A 20,998-nucleotide genomic window follows, 5' to 3' on the forward strand; every position below is an offset into this window, starting at 1 on the left:
CATTGTTGATTCATCGCTTGATACCTAGGTTCGCCTTCTTTAGAGACCCATAGGACGGATACAGTCGTGGCACGCAGCACCCCAATTGATCGGTACCGGAATCTTGGCATCATGGCCCACATTGATGCTGGCAAGACCACTACCACCGAACGCATCCTGTTCTACACCGGTCTCTCGCATAAGATCGGCGAGGTGCATGATGGCGCCGCCACCATGGATTGGATGGAGCAGGAACAAGAACGCGGCATCACCATTACTTCTGCGGCCACCACCTGTTTCTGGCAGGGAATGGACAAGCAGTACCCGGAGCACCGTATCAACATCATTGATACGCCGGGCCACGTTGACTTCACAATTGAAGTTGAGCGGTCTCTTCGTGTCCTCGATGGCGCCTGTGCTGTTTTTTGTGCCGTTGGTGGCGTTGAGCCTCAGTCTGAGACGGTCTGGCGTCAGGCGGACAAATACGGTGTGCCGCGCCTGGCCTTTGTCAACAAGATGGACCGCATGGGAGCCAACTTCCTGCGCGTTGTCGGTCAGATCAAAGATCGCCTCGGGGCCAATGCCGTGCCTGTGCAACTGCCAATTGGCGCCGAGGAGCACTTTCTTGGCGTGGTGGATCTGTTGCGCATGAAAGCCATCCTGTGGGACGAAGAGAGTAGGGGGATGACCTACAAACTCGAAGACATCCCGGCGGAGATGGCCGATCAGTGCGCCCAGTGGCGGGAGACCATGGTCGAGGCGGCCGCTGAGGCCAACGACGAGATGATGGAGAAATATCTCGAAGGCGGCGAGTTGTCTATCGATGAGATCAAGGCCGGTCTGCGTGCGCGTACCATCAGCAATGAGGTGGTCCCGGTGCTCTGCGGTTCGGCGTTCAAGAACAAGGGCGTTCAAGCGATGCTCGACGCCGTTATCGATTTCATGCCGGCACCGCGCGATGTGGCGGCAATACAGGGTGTTCTAGAAAACGAAGAAACCGATACTCGGGTCGCAAATGACGACGCCCCCTTTTCGGCGCTAGCGTTCAAGATCGCAACCGACCCTTTTGTCGGAACCCTGACCTTTTTCCGCGTCTACTCGGGCGTGCTGAGTTCTGGCGATACAGTGCTCAACCCGGTCAAGAGCAAAAAAGAGCGGGTGGGACGTATCTTGCAGATGCACTCCAATGATCGCAAGGAGATCAAGGAAGTGCGCGCGGGTGACATCGCCGCCGCTGTTGGGCTCAAGGATGTGACTACGGGCGATACTCTCTGTGCGATCGACAAACCCATCACGCTCGAGCGCATGGAATTTCCCGAGCCGGTTATCTCGGTTGCGGTTGAGCCCAAGAGTAAGGCCGACCAGGAAAAGATGGGCGTCGCACTCTCAAAGCTTGCGCAGGAAGATCCGTCATTCCGGGTGCGCTCTGACGAGGAATCCGGCCAGACCATCATCTCCGGCATGGGCGAGTTGCACCTAGAGATTATTGTTGACCGCATGAAGCGCGAATTCGGCGTCGAGGCCAATGTTGGCGCTCCCCAGGTCAGCTATCGCGAAACCATTCGCAAGTCGGTCGAGCAACAAACCAAGTTTGCGCGTCAATCCGGTGGTCGCGGACAGTACGGTCACGTCTATTTGCGTATCGAACCGCAGGAGCCAGGCGTTGGTTATGAGTTCGTCAACGAAATTGTTGGCGGCGTCATTCCCAAGGAATACATTCCAGCGGTCGACAAAGGCATACAGGAAGCTATGACCAATGGTATACTGGCGGGTTTCCCGATGGTGGATATTAAAGTCAGCCTCTATGACGGTTCTTACCATGAGGTCGACTCAAGCGAGATGGCCTTTAAGATTGCCGGTTCTATGGGACTGAAGGAAGGCGCGGCCAAAGCCAAGCCAGTGCTGCTCGAACCCATCATGAAGGTCGAGGTGGTCACGCCTGAGGAAAACATGGGCGATGTCATGGGCGACATGAACTCACGTCGCGGCATGATTCAGGGCATGGAAGATGCACCCTCGGGCAAGATTATTCGCGCAGAGGTTCCTCTGGCATCGATGTTCGGTTACGCCACCGATCTGCGCTCGGCGACCCAAGGACGGGCCACCTACAGCATGGAATTCAGCAAGTATGCTGAGGTGCCAGCAAGCATTGCCGAGGCCGTGGCGAAAAAGCAGTAAAACGCGTTCCGTCTGTCTGTCAGCCCGCTCGTGTCAGTTTGAGCCAAATTGACCTTAAGCAAGCCGCATTCGCTTTATCTATTCAGAGATTTTCAAGGTAGATCGCCATGTCCAAAGAGAAATTCGAACGCAAGAAGCCGCACGTCAACGTGGGGACCATTGGCCATGTAGACCATGGCAAGACCACGCTGACAGCGGCCATCACCGTCACCCAGGCGAAGAAATTCGGTGGTGAAGCGCGTGCCTACGATCAAATCGACAACGCCCCTGAAGAGCGCGAGCGCGGCATCACCATTGCTACCGCCCACGTCGAATACGAAAGCGACAACCGTCACTACGCCCACGTCGACTGCCCCGGTCATGCTGACTACGTCAAGAACATGATCACCGGTGCTGCGCAGATGGACGGCGCGATCCTTGTGGTATCAGCCGCTGACGGCCCCATGCCCCAGACCCGCGAGCACATCCTGCTCTCGCGTCAGGTAGGTGTGCCCTACATCGTGGTGTACCTCAACAAAGCCGACATGGTCGACGACGCCGAACTGCTTGAACTGGTTGAAATGGAAGTGCGCGAACTGCTCGACAGCTACGACTTCCCCGGCGACGACACCCCCATCATCACCGGCTCCGCGCTTAAAGCCCTTGAAGGCGACGAGAGTGAAATTGGCACCCAGAGCATCGCCAAACTCGTCGACGCCCTTGACAGCTTCATCCCTGAGCCCGAGCGTGCCATCGACGGCGCCTTCCTGATGCCCATCGAAGACGTCTTCTCCATCTCCGGTCGCGGCACCGTCGTTACCGGGCGTGTCGAGCGCGGCATCATCAAAGTGGGCGAAGAAGTCGCCATTGTTGGCATCAAAGACACCGTCAAGACCATCTGCACCGGTGTTGAGATGTTCCGCAAGCTGCTCGACCAAGGTCAAGCCGGCGACAACATCGGCGCCCTGCTGCGCGGCACCAAGCGCGACGACGTCGAGCGCGGCCAAGTCTTGGCCAAGCCTGGCAGCATCACCCCGCACACCCACTTCGAGGCGGAAGTCTACGTGCTGAGCAAAGAAGAGGGTGGACGTCACACCCCCTTCTTCAACGGCTACCGTCCGCAGTTCTACTTCCGCACCACCGACGTCACCGGTGCCTGCGAACTGCCCGAAGGCATCGAAATGGTCATGCCCGGTGACAACGTCAAAATGGTCATCAAGCTGATCGCCCCCATCGCCATGGAAGACGGTCTGCGCTTTGCAGTGCGCGAAGGTGGCCGCACCGTCGGCGCCGGCGTGGTCGCAAAGATCATCGAGTAATAGAAATATGGCAAACCAACGCATTCGCATCCGCCTGAAAGCCTTCGATCATCGCCTGATCGACCAGTCAGCGCGAGAGATTGTCGAAACGGCGAAGCGGACAGGCGCGCAAGTACGGGGTCCGGTGCCGCTGCCATCAAAGCATGAGCACTATACCGTGCTGATTTCGCCGCATGTCAACAAAGACGCGCGCGATCAGTATGAGCTGCGTACGCACAAGCGTCTGATGGATATTGTCGACCCGACTGATAAAACGGTCGACGCCCTGATGAAGCTCGATCTCGCTGCGGGCGTTGATGTGCAGATCCGGCTCAGTTAAGAGTCTGGGTATGCCGCGCCTGTGAGGGCGAATGTGAGTCCCTGCATGCCAGTCGCAAGCGTTGGTGGGCATAGAGGGTAAAGGGTTAAGGAGCTGAGGATAAGGCAATGGCAATTGGTTTGATTGGCCGCAAGGCGGGCATGACGCGCATCTTTACCGATGATGGTCAGTCAGTGCCAGTGACTGTGATTGAGGTGGAGCCCAATCATGTCACCCAGGTCAAGCGGGAAGAGACGGACGGCTACGGCGCCATTCAGATTGGCGCCGGGGCGCGCAAAGCTTCGCGCGTGACCAAGCCTATGGGTGGGCACTTCGCCAAGGCGGGTGTCGAGGCTGCTGCTGCCGTGCGCGAGTTCCGTTTGGAGGAAGCCCCGGGCGAGGAGTTAACGCCCGGCGCGGAAATCAAGATTGATCTGTTCGAAGCCGGACAAAAAGTCGATGTTCGTGGAGTGTCCAAGGGACGTGGGTTTTCCGGCGTTGTTCGCCGCCATCACTTTCGTACTCAGGACGCCACGCATGGTAATTCGCTTTCGCACCGTGCGCCCGGCTCGATCGGTCAATGTCAGACGCCTGGACGGGTGTTCAAGGGCAAAAAGATGGCCGGTCAGATGGGTAACGTAAACCGCTGCCAGCAGAATCTGGAAGTCGTGCGGGTCGATCTTGACCGCCGCCTGCTGTTGATTAAAGGCAGTGTCCCTGGGCCTGCCGGTGGCCGGTTGGTCGTTCTGCCCTCGGTCAAACAAAAGAATAAAGGCTGATTTGGTTATGCAACTTGTCACTCGCACAGGCAACGACAGCACCGGTGTGCTTGAGGTGTCGGACCAGGTTTTTGGCGCCGACTACAAGCCTGATCTGGTGCATCAGGTCGTGACTGCTTATATGGCTGGTGCCCGGCAGGGGACCAAGGCGCAAAAGAATCGCGCCCAAGTTCGGGGCGGTGGTTCCAAACCGTATCGCCAGAAAGGGACTGGTCGCGCGCGCGCTGGTACAACTCGCGGCCCACTGTGGCGCGGTGGCGGAATGACGTTTCCGGCACGTCCGCGCAGTTTCGAGCAAAAGGTGAATCGGAAAATGTACCGTGGTGCGGTGCGTTCGATTCTCTCCGAATTAGCGCGCCAGGAACGGCTGACAGTGGTGCCGGAGTTCAAGATCGCGGAGGCGAAGACCAAGGCAATGGTCGCGCGCTTGCAGGAACTCAATGTCACCGACGTGCTGATCATCGTTGAAGGATTTGATGAAGCCTTGCTGCTCGCATCGCGCAATCTTCACAAGGTCGATGTGGTGACAGCAGGGGAAGTCGATCCGGTGAATTTGATCGCCTTTGAGCGGATTATTGTCACTGAAACGGCTGTGCGTCAGTTGGAGGGTCGATTGCAATGAACCAGGAACGACTGCATCGCGTTCTGCTCGCGCCGATTGTTTCCGAAAAATCAACGCGCGCAGCGGACTTAGTGAATCAATACGCCTTCAAGGTGCTGCCGGATGCAACCAAACCCGAGATCAGCCGGGCGGTCGAGTTAATGTTCGACGTCAAGGTCGATAGTGTTCAGGTGCTCAACGTCAATGGCAAGCGCAAGCTGTTCGGGCGACGTCAGGGTCGTCGGGCCGATTGGCGCAAGGCTTACGTGCGGGTTCAGGCCGGGCAACAAATTGACTTTGGCGGTGGTGCTTAGGGTCAGACGCTCACGAGGGGCAGCTCATAACAATTACGGTGCGAAAACCAAGGTGCGCTCACGCACTTGATGTTTTCAAACCAAGTTAAATGCGTGAGCTTGCTAAGGTCTTCAGCAGACTGCCGCTTAAGCTGACACGGATCGCAAGAGACAGACAATGGCTATTGTAAAAACCAATCCAACATCACCGGGGCGGCGGTTCGTCGTCAAGGTAGTGCCGCCGGACTTGCACCGGGGCGAGCCCTTCGGCCCGCTGCTTGATAAGAAATCCAAGTCAGGTGGGCGCAACAACAAAGGACGCATTTCTGTGCGTCATCGCGGCGGTGGCCATAAGCAACGCTATCGGGTGGTCGATTTCAAGAGGCGCAAAGTGGACGTGCCCGCGATTGTCGAGCGTATTGAATACGACCCGAACCGCAGTGCCCATCTCGCCCTGCTGAAGTACGCCGATGGGGCTTGGGCATACATGATCGCGCCCAAAGGGCTGAAGACCGGAGCTACGGTGATCTCCGCCGAGACGGCACCAATAAGCGTTGGCAACTGTATGCCACTTCGGAACATGCCTGTGGGCACCGAGGTGCATTGCATCGAGTTGCGGCCTGGCAAGGGGGCGCAAATCGCCCGTGCCGCCGGCGCCTCAGTGCAACTTGTGGCGCGCGAAGGCAGTTACGCTACCCTGCGACTGCGCTCAGGGGAAATGCGACGGGTGCATTCTGACTGTCGTGCCGTGATTGGCAGCGTGGGCAATGGGGAACATAGCCTGCGCAAGCTTGGCAAGGCTGGTGCGACGCGCTGGCGCGGTGTTCGCCCGACAGTGCGCGGCGTCGTCATGAATCCGGTCGATCACCCGCACGGTGGTGGTGAAGGCCGCACCTCCGGCGGTCGCCATCCGGTGTCGCCCTGGGGCGTTCCGACCAAGGGGCATAAGACGCGGCAGAACAAACGCACCGATGGCATGATTCTGAGGCGTCGACGCACCAAGTAAGGTTGGCGCAGGACCATTTGTCAGGGTAGAAAGCGCCAAAGAAAGGCGAAATACAAACGCTTAAGCACCGGCCTTCGTTGAGAGGTCCGGTGTCTGAACAAACGCAGCGCTTGCACGAGTTGGCGCCTATCAGCGATAACGGACACGAGGATTCTAGAAAGTGCCACGTTCAGTACGAAAAGGCCCTTTTGTTGACCACCATTTGGCCAAGAAAGTCGAAACGGCGGTCGCACAAAACAGCAAGCGCCCAATCAAAACCTGGTCGCGGCGGTCGATGGTGCTGCCGGAAATGGTTGGCCTGACCATCGCGGTCTATAACGGCAAGCAGCATGTTCCGGTGCTGATCAACGAAAACATGATCGGCCACAAGCTCGGAGAGTTTGCGCTAACCCGCACTTTCCGCGGGCACGCTGCAGATCGTAAAGCCAAGAAACGCTAGGTCCTGACCCGGAAAAAAGGGATCAATCTTCCTGGGTCGCCAATTGAATGGGCGAGCCAGGGGGCATATAAGCCAGCGTCTTTTAATGAAAAAATGACAAGCATCGTCAGCCCTATCTGAATGAAGTCGGAGCCATCATGCAAGCGGAAGCTACCTTGAAATTCGCCCGGATATCGGCGCAAAAAGCCCGTCTGGTGGCGGATCAAATCAGGGGTCAACACGTCGAAAAGGCACTAAACGATCTGGCCTTCAGCACCAAGAAGGGTGCTGCCATGATCAGAAAGGTGCTCGAGTCAGCCATTGCCAATGCCGAAAACAACGCTGGCGCCGATATCGATGAGTTGCACGTTGCGGCAATCCAGGTCAATGAGGGCCCGACGATGAAGCGGATTCGCGCGCGGGCTAAAGGGCGCGCATCGCGCATTCTCAAACGAACCAGCCACATCAAGCTGACTGTGGCAGAAGGGTCGGTTTAAACATCGTCTGCCGTTTTTGCGGCCGACTGAAGATCACTAGCGTCGGTCGACCAGCGTCGGTCGAATAGAGGCCTACACATGGGACAAAAAGTACATCCGATCGGAATCCGCCTCGGCATTGTCAAGGATTGGACATCCAAATGGTATGCCAGCTCCAAGGACTATCCAGATCTGCTGAATAAAGATCTCGAAGTGCGTGCTTATCTGAAAAAGCGCCTGGCGAATGCCTCGGTCAGCCGCATTCAGATCGACCGCCCCGCCAAGAATGCACATATCACAGTGCATACCGCACGACCCGGAGTCGTCATCGGCAAAAAGGGCGAGGACATCGACAAGCTGCGTGCCGAGGTGGCGGGCATGATGGGCATTCCAGTGCACATCAGCATTGAAGAGATTCGCAAACCCGAGCTCGACGCTCAGTTGGTCGCTGAGGGCATTGCGCAACAACTGGAGCGGCGCATCATGTTTCGGCGCGCGATGAAGCGGGCGGTACAGAATTCCATGCGCGTCGGCGCCGAGGGTATCCGGGTGAACATTGCCGGACGTCTGAACGGTGCCGAAATCGCCCGTTCCGAATGGTATCGTGAGGGCCGTGTGCCTTTGCATACTCTTAGGGCGGACATTGATTACGGCTTCGCGGAAGCCAAGACCACTTACGGTATTCTGGGGGTGAAGACCTGGATATTCCGAGGTGAAGTCTTTGGTGATCGCGTGGAGGAGCCACAACAGGATAAGCGCTCACGGGCGAAGAAGGGCTGAGCCATGCTGCAACCGAAACGGACCAAATTCAGAAAGCAACACAAAGGCCGCAATCGCGGGCTGGCCCAGAGCGGAAATCAGGTCAGCTTCGGCGACTTTGGGTTGAAAGCCGTTGGGCGCGGGCGCCTGACGGCGCGTCAAATCGAGTCGGCACGGCGCGCCATTACACGGCGGGTCAAGCGTGGCGGCAAACTCTGGATTCGCGTCTTCCCAGACAAGCCGATCTCCAAGAAGCCGCTCGAAGTGCGCATGGGTAAAGGTAAAGGGAACGTTGAGTACTGGGTCGCGCTCATTCAGCCAGGCCGCATGCTCTACGAGATCGAGGGTGTGCCGGAGGAGCTTGCGCGCGAGGCGTTTCAACTCGCTGCGGCCAAACTGCCGGTTCAGACCAAATTCGAGAAGCGAACGGTACTCTAGCGATGAAGGCGAATGAATTTCGACAGCAGTCGGCTGATAATCTGCAACGGCAGTTGCTCGATCTGCGCAAGGAACAATTCAATCTGCGCATGCAACAGGGCACAGGGCAGTTGGTGCGTCCATCGCGGATGCGGGAAGTTCGGCGCGATATAGCCCGGGTAAAAACCATTATGACGGAAATGTTGGCCAATACGACATCGAGTCATTCAGCGCCAGCAGCGAGCGGCAGCGGATTATCGGCAGCAGGATCTTCCAAATGAGCGATGAGACAACTACTCAGCCAGCAACTGATCAGAATGCGAGCAATCGCACTGTAACCGGCCGCGTGCTCAGTAACGCGATGCAGAAGACGATCACAGTGATGATCGAGCGCCGGGTCAAACACCCGATTTACGGCAAGTTTTTGCGTCGCTCGACCAAGATTCATGCGCACGACGAAGACAACCAGTGCAATCCGGGTGACTGGGTGAGAGTTGAACTTTGCCGCCCATTATCCAAAACCAAGACCTGGCGTCTGGTAGAAGTTCTGGAGCGGGCGCGCTAATTTTCGCGCCGGTGTCTATCAGCCCGGTGTCTATCAGCCCGGTGTCTATCAGCCCGGTGTCTCTCAGCTGGCTGCCAATTAGGTCGGTTAGATTCCCTGATAGGCAAAATCGAGCACATACTTTCGGTAGGAAATAAGAACATGATTCAGATGCAAACTCGGATGAGCGTCGCCGATAACAGCGGTGCGCGTGAGGTGCAGTGCATCAAAGTGCTCGGCGGTTCGCATCGGCGCTATGCTGGGATCGGGGATGTGGTCAAGGTGACTGTCAAAGACGCCATCCCGCGCGGCAAGGTAAAGAAGGGTGATGTCTTTAGCGCGGTAGTGGTGCGCACCCGCAAGGGCGTGCGTCGGGCAGATGGGTCCCTGATTCGCTTTGACGGTAATGCCGCTGTGCTGCTGAACAATCAGCTTCAGCCAATTGGCACGCGCATTTTTGGACCCGTGACGCGCGAACTACGCGGTGACCGCTTTATGAAAATTATTTCGCTCGCGCCAGAGGTGGTGTGATTTCGCCTAACTGAAGCCGATGCCGATTGGTTCTCCAGTCAACGTCGGCGGTCAGGCTGCAAACTGGACCGAGGCGCTGCGACAGCTTTAGCGATTTGGACACGAATTATGCGCAAGATCAAGACAGGGGACGACGTCATGGTGCTGACCGGCAAGGACCGGGGCAAGCGCGGGACCGTGTTGAGCGTTCCCGATGTCAGTCATGTTGTTGTTGAAAACATTAACATGGCGAAGAAGCATCAAAAGGGAAATCCGCAGCGCGGCATTGAGGGCGGGATCGTCGATAAGGAAATGCCGCTGCATGTTTCCAATGTTGGGGTATTCAACCCAGCGAAGGGTGGAGCAGACCGCATTGGTTTTCGGGTGCTCGAAGACGGCCGCAAAGTGCGGATATTTAAGTCCGACGGCGAGGTCGTCGATGTTTGAGATCGACGTTAGGGGTCGATGCCTGAGGTCGATATCGGAACAGGTTCAGCACAATGGCTAGATTACAACAGCTCTATAAAGAACAACTCGTTGGCGAATTGCAGAAGCGCTTTGAGTATCCGAGCGTCATGCAGGTGCCGAGGATCGAAAAAATCACCCTGAACATGGGTGTCGGTGAGGCTGTGACTGATAAAAAGGTCATGGACTTCGCAGTGTCGGACATGACGCGGATTGCCGCGCAAAAGCCGGTGGTGAATAACGCGCGTAAGTCAGTCGCTGGCTTCAAGATCCGCGAAGGCTGGCCGGTTGGCTGCAAGGTAACGCTGCGCCGCGAGCGCATGTACGAATTTCTTGATCGATTGATCAATATCGCCATCCCGCGTATTCGCGACTTTCGCGGTATGAGCCCGAAAGCCTTCGATGGGCGCGGGAACTACTCCTTGGGCGTGCGCGAACAGATCATTTTCCCGGAAATCGATTACGACAAGATCGACACCCTGCGCGGCCTCGATATTGTGATTACTACCTCGGCAAAGAACGACGAGGAAGGGCGCGCACTGTTGGAAGCTTTTAAATTTCCGTTCCGAACTTAGAGTGACATCATGGCAAAAACGAGCATGATCGAGCGTGACCGCAAGCGCACAAAAATCGCCAAGCAGTATGCGGCTAAGCGTGCGGCGCTTAAGGCCGTCATCAATAATCGCAGTGCCGCCCCCGAAGAGGTCGATGCCGCTTTGACGGCGTTGCAGAAGTTGCCCCGTGATGCCAGTCCGACGCGCCAGCAACGTCGCTGCCGTATCAGTGGCCGGCCGCACTCGGTTTATCGCAAGTTCGGCTTAGGCCGGAACAAGCTGCGCGAGGCCGTGATGCGCGGCGACGTTCCCGGCGTCGTGAAAGCAAGCTGGTAAGATTAATTGCTTAAGCCCAGGGATTCATTGGACGTGTCAGTTGGGCCTCATCAAGCAAGCAAGATACAAAACGTCCTAAACCAAGTGGGTATCGCGCCAAACGGCTAAAGGGGGCTGCGGGCGGTCTGACCTGAGGAGCCAGTTATGAGTATGTCTGATCCAATTGCGGATATGCTAACGCGTATTCGCAACGGTCAAATGCGCGGCAAGGTCACCATTACCATGCCCGCGTCAAAGCAGCGCATTGCCATTGCCGCCTTGCTTGAGGATGAAGGCTATATCAACCAGCACAGCGTCGCTGGCGATGGCCCGCATCGCGCGCTTGAGATCAAGCTCAAGTATTTCCGCGGCAAGCCGGTGATTGAGCTGATCAAGCGGGTGTCCCGTCCGGGACTGCGTATTTACCGGGGCAAAGATGACCTGCCTCGGGTTCGCAGTGGTCTCGGTATCGCCATTGTCTCCACCTCCAAAGGTCTTATGACCGACCGGGCAGCTCGTAAAGCTGGCCACGGGGGCGAAATTCTGGCTCTGGTCGCCTGATAGCGCGGCGCAAGGAAGATAGAGGATCAGTCACATGTCTCGAATCGCAAAGTGGCCCGTCAGTGTGCCGTCTGGTGTCAACGTCGACATCAAGGGCCAGGCGGTCACAGTCAAGGGTAGCAAGGGGACGCTCAGCTGGGACGTTCACCCTCTGGTCAGCGTGGAGCTTGCCGAAGGGCAGGTGCGGACCGCGCCGACGATGAATGAAAAGAAGGCTTGGGCTTTAGCGGGAACCACTAGGGCTTTGATCAACAACATGGTGGTCGGAGTGAGTACCGGGTTCGAACGGCGGCTGGCACTTGTCGGCGTTGGCTATCGCGCTCAGGCGAAAGGAAAAACGCTCAATCTGGCGCTTGGATTCTCGCATCCCATCGACTACCCGGTGCCTGCGGGAATTGAAATCGAAACCCCGTCGCCGACCGAAATCATCGTGCGCGGCGCCGATAAGCAGCAGGTCGGCCAGGTCGCGGCAAAGATTCGTCGTTACCGTCCGCCTGAGCCGTATAAAGGCAAGGGTGTACGCTATTCCGACGAAGACGTGCTGCGCAAAGAAGCGAAGAAAAAATAAGGGTCTCCGGGGAAGATCGATAAAATGGATAAAAAACAATCACGTTTGCGCCGGGCAACGCGTGCCCGGGCGAAAATTCGCGAGCTTAGGGCCTATCGGTTGTGCATTCATCGTTCGCCCCGACACATGTATGCGCAGGTTATCGCGCCCGACGGCGGCAAGGTGGTGGCGAGTGCCTCTACCGTCGAGAAGCCAGTACGGGAAAGTGCCCAGGGCTACTCCGGTAACACCAAGTCTGCCGCACGGATTGGGGAACTGATCGCCGAACGTGCCAAAGCGGCCGGCGTGGAGCAGGTCGCCTTTGACCGCTCCGGGTTTAAATATCACGGTCGGGTCAAGGCGCTGGCGGACGCGGCGCGTGAGAACGGACTGCGGTTCTGACCAAGCTCAACAAACCCAATCCGCTAGGGACCAATCTCCTAGGGACAAGGTTTTGAGTTCCAGTCGGCTGACGCAAGCCTCCTACCCAGCCAAAAAGACGAATAAGTTCAGGAATTACTGATGGCGAGCTACAACCAAAAGCCGGAAGGCGACGATTTACTTGAGAAGTTGATCTCCGTCAACCGGGTGGCAAAGGTCGTGAAGGGAGGCCGTGTGTTCGGCTTCGGCGCACTCACTGTTGTCGGTGACGGCAAGGGTCGGGTTGGCTATGGCACGGGCAAGGCGCGGGAAGTGCCAGTGGCGATTCAAAAAGCCATGGAGTCGGCACGCAAGAACATGGTGGAGATCAAGCTAAAGGGAACCACCCTGCAATATCCCATGCTCGGGCACCATGGCGCGGCGCATGTGTTCATGCAGCCAGCGTCCGAAGGTACTGGCATTATCGCTGGCGGTGCCATGCGCGCTGTATTCGAGGTGCTTGGCGTTCAGAATGTACTGGCGAAATGCATCGGTACCAATAATCCCGTCAACGTCGTGCAGGCCACGATTAACGGTCTGAAGGACATGACCGACGCCGAGTCAGTGGCAGCCAAGCGCGGCAAGACGGTTGAGGAGATTCTGGGGTAAGTCATGGCCAATAACATGATGAAAGTTAAACTGGTGCGCAGTATTCACGGCCGCCTCAAGCGCCATCAGGCCTGTGTGCGTGGCCTCGGTATTCGCCGTATGCATCAGGTGGTTGAAGTCGAGGATACTCCGGCCACCCGGGGCATGCTCAACAAAGTGGCCTATATGGTCCAGCTCGTTGAGGAATAATTCAATGCGACTCAATGATTTACAGCCTAGTCGCCGGGCCCGTGCCAAGCGCGTCGGGCGTGGCATTGGCAGCGGCTTGGGCAAGACCTGCGGTCGCGGCCACAAAGGTCAGAAGTCTCGTTCCGGCGGCTTTCATAAGCTCGGGTTCGAGGGCGGCCAGATGCCGCTGCAGCGCCGGTTGCCGAAGGTCGGGTTTCGCTCGCGCAAGAGTATGGATGCGGATGAAATCCGGACCAGCGAATTGAACAAGGTCACAGCCGACACCATCGACCTTGGCGCATTGCGTGAGGCTGGTCTGATCGGTCGCACTGTCAGCCGGGTCAAAGTCGTGCTCGCGGGTCCCATCAATAAGCCCTTGCGGCTGAAAGGCCTGGCGATCACCAAAGGCGCGCGTGCGGCGATTGATGCTGCCGGTGGGTCGGTAGAGGACTGAGGCACTCTAGTGCGAACGGGCATTTGAACCAGCATCTGAGCAGGCAGATTTAATGGCGCGTAATAGCGGATCAGTCAGTCAGACATTTGGCGGTATGGGGCGGCTAACTGAGCTGCGCCAGCGGCTGATGTTCGTGCTTGGCGCTTTATTGGTGTATCGGATCGGAACGTTTATTCCGGTGCCGGGGGTCAATCCTGAGGCGCTGGCCGCTCTGTTTGATCAAAACCAGGGTTCGATTCTCGACATGTTCAACATGTTTTCGGGAGGCGCCCTGCAGCGTGCAAGTATCTTGGCGCTCGGCATCATGCCTTACATCTCGGCGAGCATCATCATGCAGCTGATGTCGTCGGTGATTCCTCAGTTGGAACAGCTGAAAAAAGAGGGCGAGGCCGGGCGGCGCAAGATTACCCAATACACGCGCTATGGCACAGTGGTGCTCGCGAGCTTTCAGGCCATTGGTATTTCAATGGCGTTGCAGGGGCAAACCGCTGGCGGCTCGGCCATTGTGGTGACCCACGGCGTTGGCTTTGTCTTTACCGCAGCCGTATCGCTGGTAACAGGAACCATGTTCCTGATGTGGCTCGGCGAGCAGATTACCGAGCGAGGCATTGGCAATGGGATCTCGCTTATCATTTTCGCGGGCATTGTTGCCGGCTTGCCATCGGCCGTCGGAGGGACCTTGGAGCTGGTGCGAACCGGTGAGATGAACGCCATTGCCGTCTTGGCGCTTTTTGCATTGGCGCTGCTGGTAACGGCTTTTGTGGTCTTCGTGGAGCGCGGACAACGGCGCATTACTGTGAATTACGCCCGTCGGCAGCAGGGGCGAAAGATGATGGCAGCGCAGAGCACCCATCTACCGCTAAAGCTGAATATGGCCGGTGTGATTCCGCCGATTTTTGCCTCCAGCATTATTCTGTTTCCGGGGACTCTGGGGCAGTGGTTCGGCCAGTCGGAAGACCTGCGCTGGCTCGCGGACCTCACCGCCAAATTTTCTCCGGGTGAGCCCCTCTATGTGCTGGCTTACTCGGCGGCTATCATTTTCTTCTGCTTTTTCTACACTGCGTTGGTGTTTAATGCGAAGGATACGGCCGACAATCTCAAGCGCTCGGGGGCTTTCATTCCGGGTATCCGTCCGGGCGAGCAGACGGCGCGCTATATCGATACCGTGATGACGCGTCTCACGGCAATTGGCGCTCTCTACATCACAGCCGTGTGTTTGCTGCCAGAATTTCTGATCGTCGGTTGGAATGTGCCCTTTTACTTCGGCGGCACCTCACTGCTGATTGTGGTGGTGGTCGTGATGGATTTCATGGCGCAGGTGCAGGCGCATCTGGTGTCACATCAATACGAAGGCTTGATGAAAAAGGCAAATCTCAAAGCGCCAGGTGGCGGGCTGATGCGCTGAGCGCCAGGCTGGTCGTGTTGTCCGTGCCGGCAACGGTAGGTCAAGCCAACCTGGCGAAGCCAGTATCAACGCTGTCTCAGTGCATTGCTGAACCTGTCGGATTGACCGACAGCGCCTGTAGAAGTTGGCGAGCTGATGCGGCTCTGATCAAGCTCTGTAATACTTATTTGGAGACGATAATGAAAGTGCGTGCTTCTGTGAAGAAAATCTGTCGGCATTGCAAGATGATCAAGCGCAATGGCACGATCCGCGTTATCTGCAAAGATCCGCGCCACAAGCAACGGCAGGGATAGTCGGTGGCGATTGAGGCCATTGACGTAGCGGGAAATCTTGGTATACTGGTTCGTTTGCTGTCCGGTCATTCAGTCGGACTGGCGACGGCTCAGGTCGAGTCGCTGACCCTACAAACAATCTAGAATTAATCGAGTCGCTAGCGCCGCAAATGTCGCGATTTGCAGAGCGCTGAATGAGTTTTTAAGGAGCTGAACGCCCATGGCCCGTATTGCCGGTGTCAACATCCCTGATCGCAAGCACGCGGTGATCGCGTTGAGGTCGATTTATGGTATCGGACCCACTTTGTCGTCAAAGATCTGTGCTGCGGCAAAGGTTCCCGAGCATACCAAGATCCTGAATTTGACCGAAGAAGAAGTCGAGCGTCTGCGGACGGAAGTCGGCAAGCACTCGGTCGAGGGTGACCTGCGCCGAGAAGTGTCGATGAACATTAAGCGCTTGATGGACCTTGGCTGCAATCGGGGCATTCGCCACCGTCGCGGTCTGCCATTGCGCGGTCAGCGGACGCGAACCAATGCGCGCACGCGCAAAGGCCCGCGCCGTCCGATCAAACGTTAATCGGGTCTTTTCGGGTCGGATTCAGTCGTCGTTTCAGCCTTCACTTGATACATCCGCGTTATTCGTGCGATGGCACAAGCATGGGACTTACGGTGAATCCCACGGATTGATTCTTCGGGGTGGAGCAAGACGATGAGAGTTGTAGGGGTCAGGGCCACGGTCGGTTTCATACCTCGCCCTGGTCAGCTGGCCTCTCATCTGTCGGGTGCTTAAAGTTGCGCTCCACCACTAATCCAGTCAGGCCGCTCTGATTTCGCCCGAGTAGCGATTTCGACTGGTAGACTTAATTTATTTTTGTTCGAGTAATTGCGAGTATTGCACGCCAATGGCTAAGCAGGTACGCACTAAAAAGAAGGTCAAGAAGCAGGTAGCGGATGGCATTGCCCATGTCCACGCCTCCTTCAATAACACCATCATCACCATTACTGATCGCCAAGGCAATGCCTTGACCTGGGCAACCTCCGGGGGTTCGGGCTTTCGCGGGTCGCGCAAGAGCACGCCTTTTGCGGCTCAGGTCGCCGCGAGTCGGGCCGGTCAGGTTGCGAAGGAATTTGGCGTGAAGAACCTCGATGTCAACGTCAAGGGTCCGGGGCCGGGTCGTGAATCCGCCGTGCGGGCACTGAATAATGCGGGCTTTAAAGTGACCAGTATCACCGATGTCACGCCCATTCCGCACAATGGCTGTCGTCCGCCGAAGAAACGGCGTGTCTGATCAGGGAGGGTAGCAGCATGGCAAGATATACCGGACCGACTTGTAAATTGGCGCGTCGCGAGGGAACTGACCTCGGCCTCAAGAGCCGGGCGCGACCGCTTGATCAAAAGTGCAATTTGGAAAAAATGCCGGGACAGGCGGCGGATCGGCGTCGACGTCTTTCGGACTACGGATTGCAGTTGCGCGAAAAGCAGAAAGTCCGCCGCATTTACGGCGTGATGGAACGCCAGTTCCGCAATTACTACAAGACTGCTGCGCGCATTAAGGGGGCAACTGGCGAAAACCTGCTGCAACTTCTTGAGCGCCGACTAGACAATGTGGTCTATCGCATGGGCTTTGGGGCAACTCGTGCAGAGGCGCGCCAACTTGTCAGTCACAAGTCTGTGATCGTCAATGGCCGTGCCGTGAATATTCCGTCCTTCCAGGTTAGCGTCGAGGATGAGGTCGAAATCCGCGAGAAATCCCGGCAGCAGGTGCGCGTGCAAAGTGCCGTCGCACTGGCCGAAGGAGCAGGTTTTCCGGATTGGATCGAGGTTGACACCAAGGGATTTAAGGGCGTTTTCAAACGAATTCCAGAACGTGCGGACTTGCCGGCTGACATCAACGAGTCCCTGATCGTTGAGTTGTACTCAAAGTAACGCACTGACGAAGAGGCTATTTCATGTCCGATGTTGCCAGTGGATTCCTGAAACCGCGCATTGTTACCGTCGACGCGGTTGATGGCAGCCGGCGTCACGCAAAAGTTTCCCTCGAGCCGCTTGAGCGTGGGTTCGGCCATACGCTTGGTAATGCGCTGCGGCGCATCCTGCTATCGTCCATGGACGGCTATGCGGTGACCGAGGTCGAGATACAGGGCATTTTGCACGAGTATTCAGCTATCGAAGGCGTGCAGGAAGATGTTCTTGAGATTTTGCTTAACCTCAAACAGCTGGCCTTGTCGCTGCAAGGTCGTGATGAGGCGACTTTCACTCTGAGCAAAACCGGGCCTGGCACCGTGACAGCCGCGGATATCGCACTCGATCATGCGGCGGAATTGGCCAATCCGGATCTCGAAATTGCCCACCTGACCGATGCAACCGAACTCAGCATGACGCTGACCGTGCGGCGCGGACGTGGGTACGAGCCGGCAAGCGTGCGCGACATCGAAGGCGGTGAAGATCGTCCGATTGGCAAGTTGCCGCTCGACGCTTCGTTTAGCCCTGTTGTGCGTGTCGCCATTGAGGTCCAGTCGGCTCGTGTCGAACAACGAACCGATCTCGACCGTCTGGTGATCGATATCGAGACCAACGGTACTGTCGAGCCGAAGGAGGCCATTGAACGTGCAGCTCTGATTCTGCGCGATCAGTTGTCCTTTTTTGTGGAGATTGAAGATTCCGGCATCGGCGAGGACAGTGATGAGGAAGCAGCCGAGGAAGTCGGCATCGATCCGATGCTGGTGCGCCCGGTCGATGAACTTGAATTGACGGTCCGCTCGGCAAATTGCCTGAAGGCCGAGAATATCTATTTGATCGGCGACCTGATCCAGCGTACCGAGGTTGAGTTGCTGAAAACGCCCAATCTCGGCAAGAAGTCCCTGACCGAAATCAAGGACGTGCTGGCGACTCGTGGACTGTCGCTCGGCATGCGCCTTGAGCGCTGGCCGCCGGATAATGTCGAAGAATTAATGGTTAAGTAAAGCGAGTTCTCGAGGTTTGGACAATGCGTCACCGCAAAGCAGGAAGGAAACTTAACCGGACCAGCTCCCATCGCCAGGCTATGTTTCGCAACATGGCAAGCTCGCTGTTCCGTCACGAATTGATCAAGACCACATTGGCCAAGGCGAAGGAGTTGCGGCGCGTGGCCGAACCTCTGATCACCCTGGCCAAGACTGATTCCGTTCACGCCAGGCGGCTGGCCTTTGCCCGCCTGCGCGACAAGGAAATGGTTGCCAAGCTGTTCACCCAACTGGGGCCCAGATATGAAAGCCGCCCAGGGGGCTATCTGCGTATCATCAAGTGCGGCTATCGCACCGGCGATGCGGCGCCCATGGCCTACGTCGAGTTGGTTGATCGTGCGCAGCCGGACGGATCTGACACTGAGATCGAAGCCGAGGCAGCGTGAACCTCAGCGCATGTGCGCAGCGCACGCGTGCATGACCGACGCTGCTGATCTTTAGGGGCGTGAGACTGCGAAAGCCGGGCATTGGACCCGGCTTTTTTGTTGGATTCGAGCCATGATGCCGGGCATGACGTCAGCCGAGTGGGAGCTATCCTCCGCCGCGCTCGATGAAGCGCTGGACCCTAGGCCTGAGCGCATCGCCCTGGTGACAGATTTTGGGCCCGGTCCCTATATCGGGCAGCTGCAACTATTGGCGGCTGGCTTGGCTCCGGGACTGCCCGTCATCAACCTGCTGGACGATCTGCCTGCCTTTCGCCCGGATCTTGCGGCCTATCTGCTTCCGGGGCTGATCAGTGGCATGCCCGAGCGCACCCTGTATCTTTGCGTTGTGGACCCCGGAGTCGGTGGTGAACGCGCGACGCTCGCGTTACGTTGTGGACAGAATTGGTTCGTCGGACCCGACAATGGTCTGCTCGCACCCCTAGTGCGGCGTTGTGCGGTGGTGGAATGCGCCCTGTGGCGCATTGATTGGCGTCCGCAATGCTACTCCGACAGTTTTCACGGCCGGGATCTGTTTCTGCCGATGGCGATTGCCTTGACCCATGGCCGTCTTCCGCTACCATGCCAGAGCTTGACAGCTGCGGATATTCAGGGATATGACGCTCCGCTAGATTGTGACCGGGTTCTCTACGTTGATCACTACGGAAACCTCATCACCGGGCTTGCGCTGGAGCCTGCCACCCCGGATGCGCGCATCTGCGTCGGCAATCAACGTCTCGCCCAGGCGCGCACCTTCTGCGAGGCTCCAGAGGGTGCTGCCTTCTGGTATCTCAACGCTTTTGGACTTGTGGAGATTGCGGCCAATCAGGAGCGTGCGGATCGGCTATTGGGTCTGTCTGCCGGCGATGCGCTAACCTGGGAAGTTGGCAACCACTGAGGGCGCGCTGTTTATGAAGCCGCCCGCGACAGGGAAGCCGGTCGCCACTACCGTGGGATTTCTTTTTTTCGATCGCGAGAAGACTATGACTTACAAAAAAATTCAGGTACCTGCGCAGGGACAGAAGATTACTGTCGATGCTAGCGGCCGGCTCAATGTTCCGGATCAACCCATTATTCCCTTTATTGAAGGCGATGGGATCGGCGTTGATATCACCCCGGTGATGCGACGCGTGCTTGATGACGCTGTTGCCAGGGCCTATGGTGACAAGCGTAAGCTGGTGTGGATGGAAATCTTTGCCGGTGAAAAAGCGACCCGGGAGTATGGTGCCGACTGCTGGCTACCAGAGGAGACGCTGAGCGCGGTGCGCGATTGTGTGGTTTCGATCAAAGGACCGCTGACCACGCCTGTTGGCGGTGGAATCCGCTCGCTGAACGTAAGCTTGCGCCAGGAGCTGGATCTTTATGTCTGTCTGCGCCCGGTGCGCTATTTTTCCGGAACCCCGAGCCCGCTGCGCGAGCCGGAGCATACCGACATGGTCATCTTCCGCGAGAACTCAGAAGACATCTATGCGGGCATCGAATGGGAGGCCGGCTCAGCCGAGGCCAAGCGCTTGATTGGTTTTTTGCAGGACGAACTCGGTGTTAGGAAAATCCGCTTCCCGAGTACCTCTGGTATCGGCATCAAGCCGGTGTCGGAGGAGGGAACCGAGCGACTGGTGCGTAAGGCAATTCAGTACGCCATCGACAATCACCGCCGGTCGGTCACCCTGGTCCACAAAGGCAATATCATGAAGTTCACCGAAGGGGCCTTCAAGACTTGGGGGTATGAGCTTGCCAAGCGCGAATTCGGCGCTAAGGAGATCGACGGTGGCCCTTGGTGCAGCTTCAAGCACCCTGAGACGGGTGAGGACATCGTGATTAAGGACGTGATCGCGGACGCTTTCCTCCAGCAGATCCTGCTCCGCCCCAAAGAATACGACGTCATCGCGACCCTTAACCTCAACGGCGACTATATTTCAGATGCCTTGGCGGCCCAGGTTGGCGGCATTGGCATGGCCCCAGGTGCCAATCTGTCCGATCAAGTTGCCATGTTCGAGGCGACCCATGGCACGGCGCCCAAGTACGCCGGTAAGGATCAGGTCAACCCAAGCTCGCTGTTGCTCTCGGGCGAGATGCTATTGCGCCATTTGGGTTGGAGTGAAGCCGCCGATCTGGTCATCTGCGGTATTGAGGGGGCGATTCAGGCCAAGACCGTCACTTACGACCTTGAACGACTGATGACCGGAGCGACAAAACTGAGCTGTTCCGCCTTTGGGGAAGCAGTGATTGCCAACATGGCTGCCTGAT

General features: G+C 57.2%; 32 protein-coding genes. All 32 read left to right on the forward strand.

Annotated elements, in window-relative coordinates:
* The first annotated feature begins 66 nt into the window (after nt 1–66).
* Nucleotides 67–2,157, forward strand: a complete 2,091-nt coding sequence (fusA, locus tag Thiofri_RS08870) for an elongation factor G (protein ID WP_009148310.1) — start codon at nt 67–69, stop codon at nt 2,155–2,157.
* Between the two features lie 107 nt (nt 2,158–2,264).
* Nucleotides 2,265–3,455, forward strand: coding sequence for an elongation factor Tu (gene tuf / locus Thiofri_RS08875; RefSeq protein WP_009148299.1), 1,191 nt, complete (start codon nt 2,265–2,267; stop codon nt 3,453–3,455).
* 7 nt (nt 3,456–3,462) lie between these two features.
* The gene (gene rpsJ / locus Thiofri_RS08880; RefSeq protein WP_009148311.1) at nt 3,463–3,774 is read left to right on the forward strand and encodes a 30S ribosomal protein S10; all 312 of its coding nucleotides are present in this window, start codon (nt 3,463–3,465) and stop codon (nt 3,772–3,774) included.
* Between the two features lie 107 nt (nt 3,775–3,881).
* Nucleotides 3,882–4,532 carry a 50S ribosomal protein L3 gene (rplC, locus tag Thiofri_RS08885; protein ID WP_009148312.1) on the forward strand — a complete coding sequence of 217 codons (651 nt, stop codon included), beginning with the start codon at nt 3,882–3,884 and terminating at the stop codon, nt 4,530–4,532.
* A 7-nt stretch (nt 4,533–4,539) separates the two neighbouring features.
* On the forward strand, nt 4,540–5,154 hold the full coding sequence (rplD, locus tag Thiofri_RS08890) for a 50S ribosomal protein L4 (RefSeq protein ID WP_009148313.1): 615 nt from the start codon (nt 4,540–4,542) through the stop codon (nt 5,152–5,154).
* Nucleotides 5,151–5,447 carry a 50S ribosomal protein L23 gene (gene rplW / locus Thiofri_RS08895; RefSeq protein WP_009148314.1) on the forward strand — a complete coding sequence of 99 codons (297 nt, stop codon included), beginning with the start codon at nt 5,151–5,153 and terminating at the stop codon, nt 5,445–5,447. The genes rplD and rplW overlap by 4 nt, the downstream gene beginning before the upstream one ends.
* Nucleotides 5,448–5,604: 157 nt before the next feature.
* Nucleotides 5,605–6,432, forward strand: coding sequence for a 50S ribosomal protein L2 (rplB, locus tag Thiofri_RS08900; RefSeq protein WP_009148315.1), 828 nt, complete (start codon nt 5,605–5,607; stop codon nt 6,430–6,432).
* 160 nt (nt 6,433–6,592) lie between these two features.
* The gene (rpsS, locus tag Thiofri_RS08905) at nt 6,593–6,871 is read left to right on the forward strand and encodes a 30S ribosomal protein S19 (RefSeq protein WP_009148316.1); all 279 of its coding nucleotides are present in this window, start codon (nt 6,593–6,595) and stop codon (nt 6,869–6,871) included.
* Nucleotides 6,872–7,008: 137 nt separating this feature from the next.
* Nucleotides 7,009–7,347: a 50S ribosomal protein L22 gene (gene rplV / locus Thiofri_RS08910; RefSeq protein ID WP_009148317.1), complete on the forward strand. Its 339-nt coding sequence runs from the start codon at nt 7,009–7,011 to the stop codon at nt 7,345–7,347.
* 78 nt (nt 7,348–7,425) lie between these two features.
* Nucleotides 7,426–8,106, forward strand: coding sequence for a 30S ribosomal protein S3 (gene rpsC, locus Thiofri_RS08915; protein WP_009148318.1), 681 nt, complete (start codon nt 7,426–7,428; stop codon nt 8,104–8,106).
* A 3-nt stretch (nt 8,107–8,109) separates the two neighbouring features.
* Nucleotides 8,110–8,523, forward strand: a complete 414-nt coding sequence (gene rplP, locus Thiofri_RS08920) for a 50S ribosomal protein L16 (RefSeq protein ID WP_009148319.1) — start codon at nt 8,110–8,112, stop codon at nt 8,521–8,523.
* Nucleotides 8,524–8,525: 2 nt separating this feature from the next.
* A complete protein-coding gene (rpmC, locus tag Thiofri_RS08925; RefSeq protein WP_009148320.1) occupies nt 8,526–8,783 on the forward strand; it encodes a 50S ribosomal protein L29 in 258 nt (85 codons plus the stop codon).
* Nucleotides 8,780–9,067: a 30S ribosomal protein S17 gene (gene rpsQ / locus Thiofri_RS08930; protein WP_009148321.1), complete on the forward strand. Its 288-nt coding sequence runs from the start codon at nt 8,780–8,782 to the stop codon at nt 9,065–9,067. The genes rpmC and rpsQ overlap by 4 nt, the downstream gene beginning before the upstream one ends.
* A gap of 141 nt (nt 9,068–9,208) precedes the next feature.
* Nucleotides 9,209–9,577 (forward strand): 50S ribosomal protein L14, encoded by a 369-nt coding sequence (gene rplN, locus Thiofri_RS08935; RefSeq protein WP_009148322.1) that lies wholly within the window; start codon nt 9,209–9,211, stop codon nt 9,575–9,577.
* Nucleotides 9,578–9,685: 108 nt separating this feature from the next.
* Nucleotides 9,686–10,003: a 50S ribosomal protein L24 gene (gene rplX / locus Thiofri_RS08940; protein ID WP_009148323.1), complete on the forward strand. Its 318-nt coding sequence runs from the start codon at nt 9,686–9,688 to the stop codon at nt 10,001–10,003.
* Nucleotides 10,004–10,056: 53 nt separating this feature from the next.
* A complete protein-coding gene (gene rplE / locus Thiofri_RS08945; protein ID WP_009148324.1) occupies nt 10,057–10,596 on the forward strand; it encodes a 50S ribosomal protein L5 in 540 nt (179 codons plus the stop codon).
* Between the two features lie 9 nt (nt 10,597–10,605).
* Entirely contained in the window at nt 10,606–10,911 is a 306-nt protein-coding gene (gene rpsN / locus Thiofri_RS08950; protein ID WP_009148325.1) for a 30S ribosomal protein S14, read from the forward strand.
* 144 nt (nt 10,912–11,055) lie between these two features.
* Nucleotides 11,056–11,451, forward strand: coding sequence for a 30S ribosomal protein S8 (gene rpsH, locus Thiofri_RS08955; RefSeq protein WP_009148326.1), 396 nt, complete (start codon nt 11,056–11,058; stop codon nt 11,449–11,451).
* 34 nt (nt 11,452–11,485) lie between these two features.
* Nucleotides 11,486–12,019 (forward strand): 50S ribosomal protein L6, encoded by a 534-nt coding sequence (gene rplF, locus Thiofri_RS08960; RefSeq protein WP_009148327.1) that lies wholly within the window; start codon nt 11,486–11,488, stop codon nt 12,017–12,019.
* A gap of 24 nt (nt 12,020–12,043) precedes the next feature.
* Nucleotides 12,044–12,400 carry a 50S ribosomal protein L18 gene (rplR, locus tag Thiofri_RS08965; RefSeq protein ID WP_009148328.1) on the forward strand — a complete coding sequence of 119 codons (357 nt, stop codon included), beginning with the start codon at nt 12,044–12,046 and terminating at the stop codon, nt 12,398–12,400.
* A 120-nt stretch (nt 12,401–12,520) separates the two neighbouring features.
* Nucleotides 12,521–13,027, forward strand: coding sequence for a 30S ribosomal protein S5 (rpsE, locus tag Thiofri_RS08970; RefSeq protein ID WP_009148329.1), 507 nt, complete (start codon nt 12,521–12,523; stop codon nt 13,025–13,027).
* 3 nt (nt 13,028–13,030) lie between these two features.
* On the forward strand, nt 13,031–13,216 hold the full coding sequence (gene rpmD / locus Thiofri_RS08975; RefSeq protein WP_009148330.1) for a 50S ribosomal protein L30: 186 nt from the start codon (nt 13,031–13,033) through the stop codon (nt 13,214–13,216).
* Between the two features lie 4 nt (nt 13,217–13,220).
* Nucleotides 13,221–13,649: a 50S ribosomal protein L15 gene (rplO, locus tag Thiofri_RS08980; RefSeq protein ID WP_009148331.1), complete on the forward strand. Its 429-nt coding sequence runs from the start codon at nt 13,221–13,223 to the stop codon at nt 13,647–13,649.
* Nucleotides 13,650–13,701: 52 nt separating this feature from the next.
* Nucleotides 13,702–15,054: a preprotein translocase subunit SecY gene (gene secY, locus Thiofri_RS08985; protein ID WP_009148332.1), complete on the forward strand. Its 1,353-nt coding sequence runs from the start codon at nt 13,702–13,704 to the stop codon at nt 15,052–15,054.
* A 179-nt stretch (nt 15,055–15,233) separates the two neighbouring features.
* A complete protein-coding gene (gene rpmJ / locus Thiofri_RS08990) occupies nt 15,234–15,347 on the forward strand; it encodes a 50S ribosomal protein L36 (protein WP_009148333.1) in 114 nt (37 codons plus the stop codon).
* 199 nt (nt 15,348–15,546) lie between these two features.
* Nucleotides 15,547–15,903, forward strand: a complete 357-nt coding sequence (rpsM, locus tag Thiofri_RS08995) for a 30S ribosomal protein S13 (RefSeq protein ID WP_009148334.1) — start codon at nt 15,547–15,549, stop codon at nt 15,901–15,903.
* Nucleotides 15,904–16,228: 325 nt separating this feature from the next.
* A complete protein-coding gene (gene rpsK / locus Thiofri_RS09000; protein WP_009148335.1) occupies nt 16,229–16,615 on the forward strand; it encodes a 30S ribosomal protein S11 in 387 nt (128 codons plus the stop codon).
* Between the two features lie 17 nt (nt 16,616–16,632).
* Complete coding sequence (rpsD, locus tag Thiofri_RS09005) at nt 16,633–17,253, forward strand: 30S ribosomal protein S4 (RefSeq protein ID WP_009148336.1); 621 nt, start codon at nt 16,633–16,635, stop codon at nt 17,251–17,253.
* 23 nt (nt 17,254–17,276) lie between these two features.
* Nucleotides 17,277–18,290, forward strand: a complete 1,014-nt coding sequence (locus Thiofri_RS09010) for a DNA-directed RNA polymerase subunit alpha (RefSeq protein WP_009148337.1) — start codon at nt 17,277–17,279, stop codon at nt 18,288–18,290.
* Between the two features lie 23 nt (nt 18,291–18,313).
* Nucleotides 18,314–18,715, forward strand: coding sequence for a 50S ribosomal protein L17 (gene rplQ / locus Thiofri_RS09015; protein WP_009148338.1), 402 nt, complete (start codon nt 18,314–18,316; stop codon nt 18,713–18,715).
* A gap of 124 nt (nt 18,716–18,839) precedes the next feature.
* The gene (locus tag Thiofri_RS09020; protein ID WP_143741868.1) at nt 18,840–19,649 is read left to right on the forward strand and encodes an SAM hydrolase/SAM-dependent halogenase family protein; all 810 of its coding nucleotides are present in this window, start codon (nt 18,840–18,842) and stop codon (nt 19,647–19,649) included.
* A gap of 85 nt (nt 19,650–19,734) precedes the next feature.
* Nucleotides 19,735–20,997, forward strand: coding sequence for an NADP-dependent isocitrate dehydrogenase (icd, locus tag Thiofri_RS09025; protein WP_040856433.1), 1,263 nt, complete (start codon nt 19,735–19,737; stop codon nt 20,995–20,997).
* Nucleotide 20,998: the final 1 nt, after the last annotated feature.

It is taken from the genome of Thiorhodovibrio frisius (genome assembly GCF_033954835.1).
GTDB classification, from domain to species: domain Bacteria; phylum Pseudomonadota; class Gammaproteobacteria; order Chromatiales; family Chromatiaceae; genus Thiorhodovibrio; species Thiorhodovibrio frisius.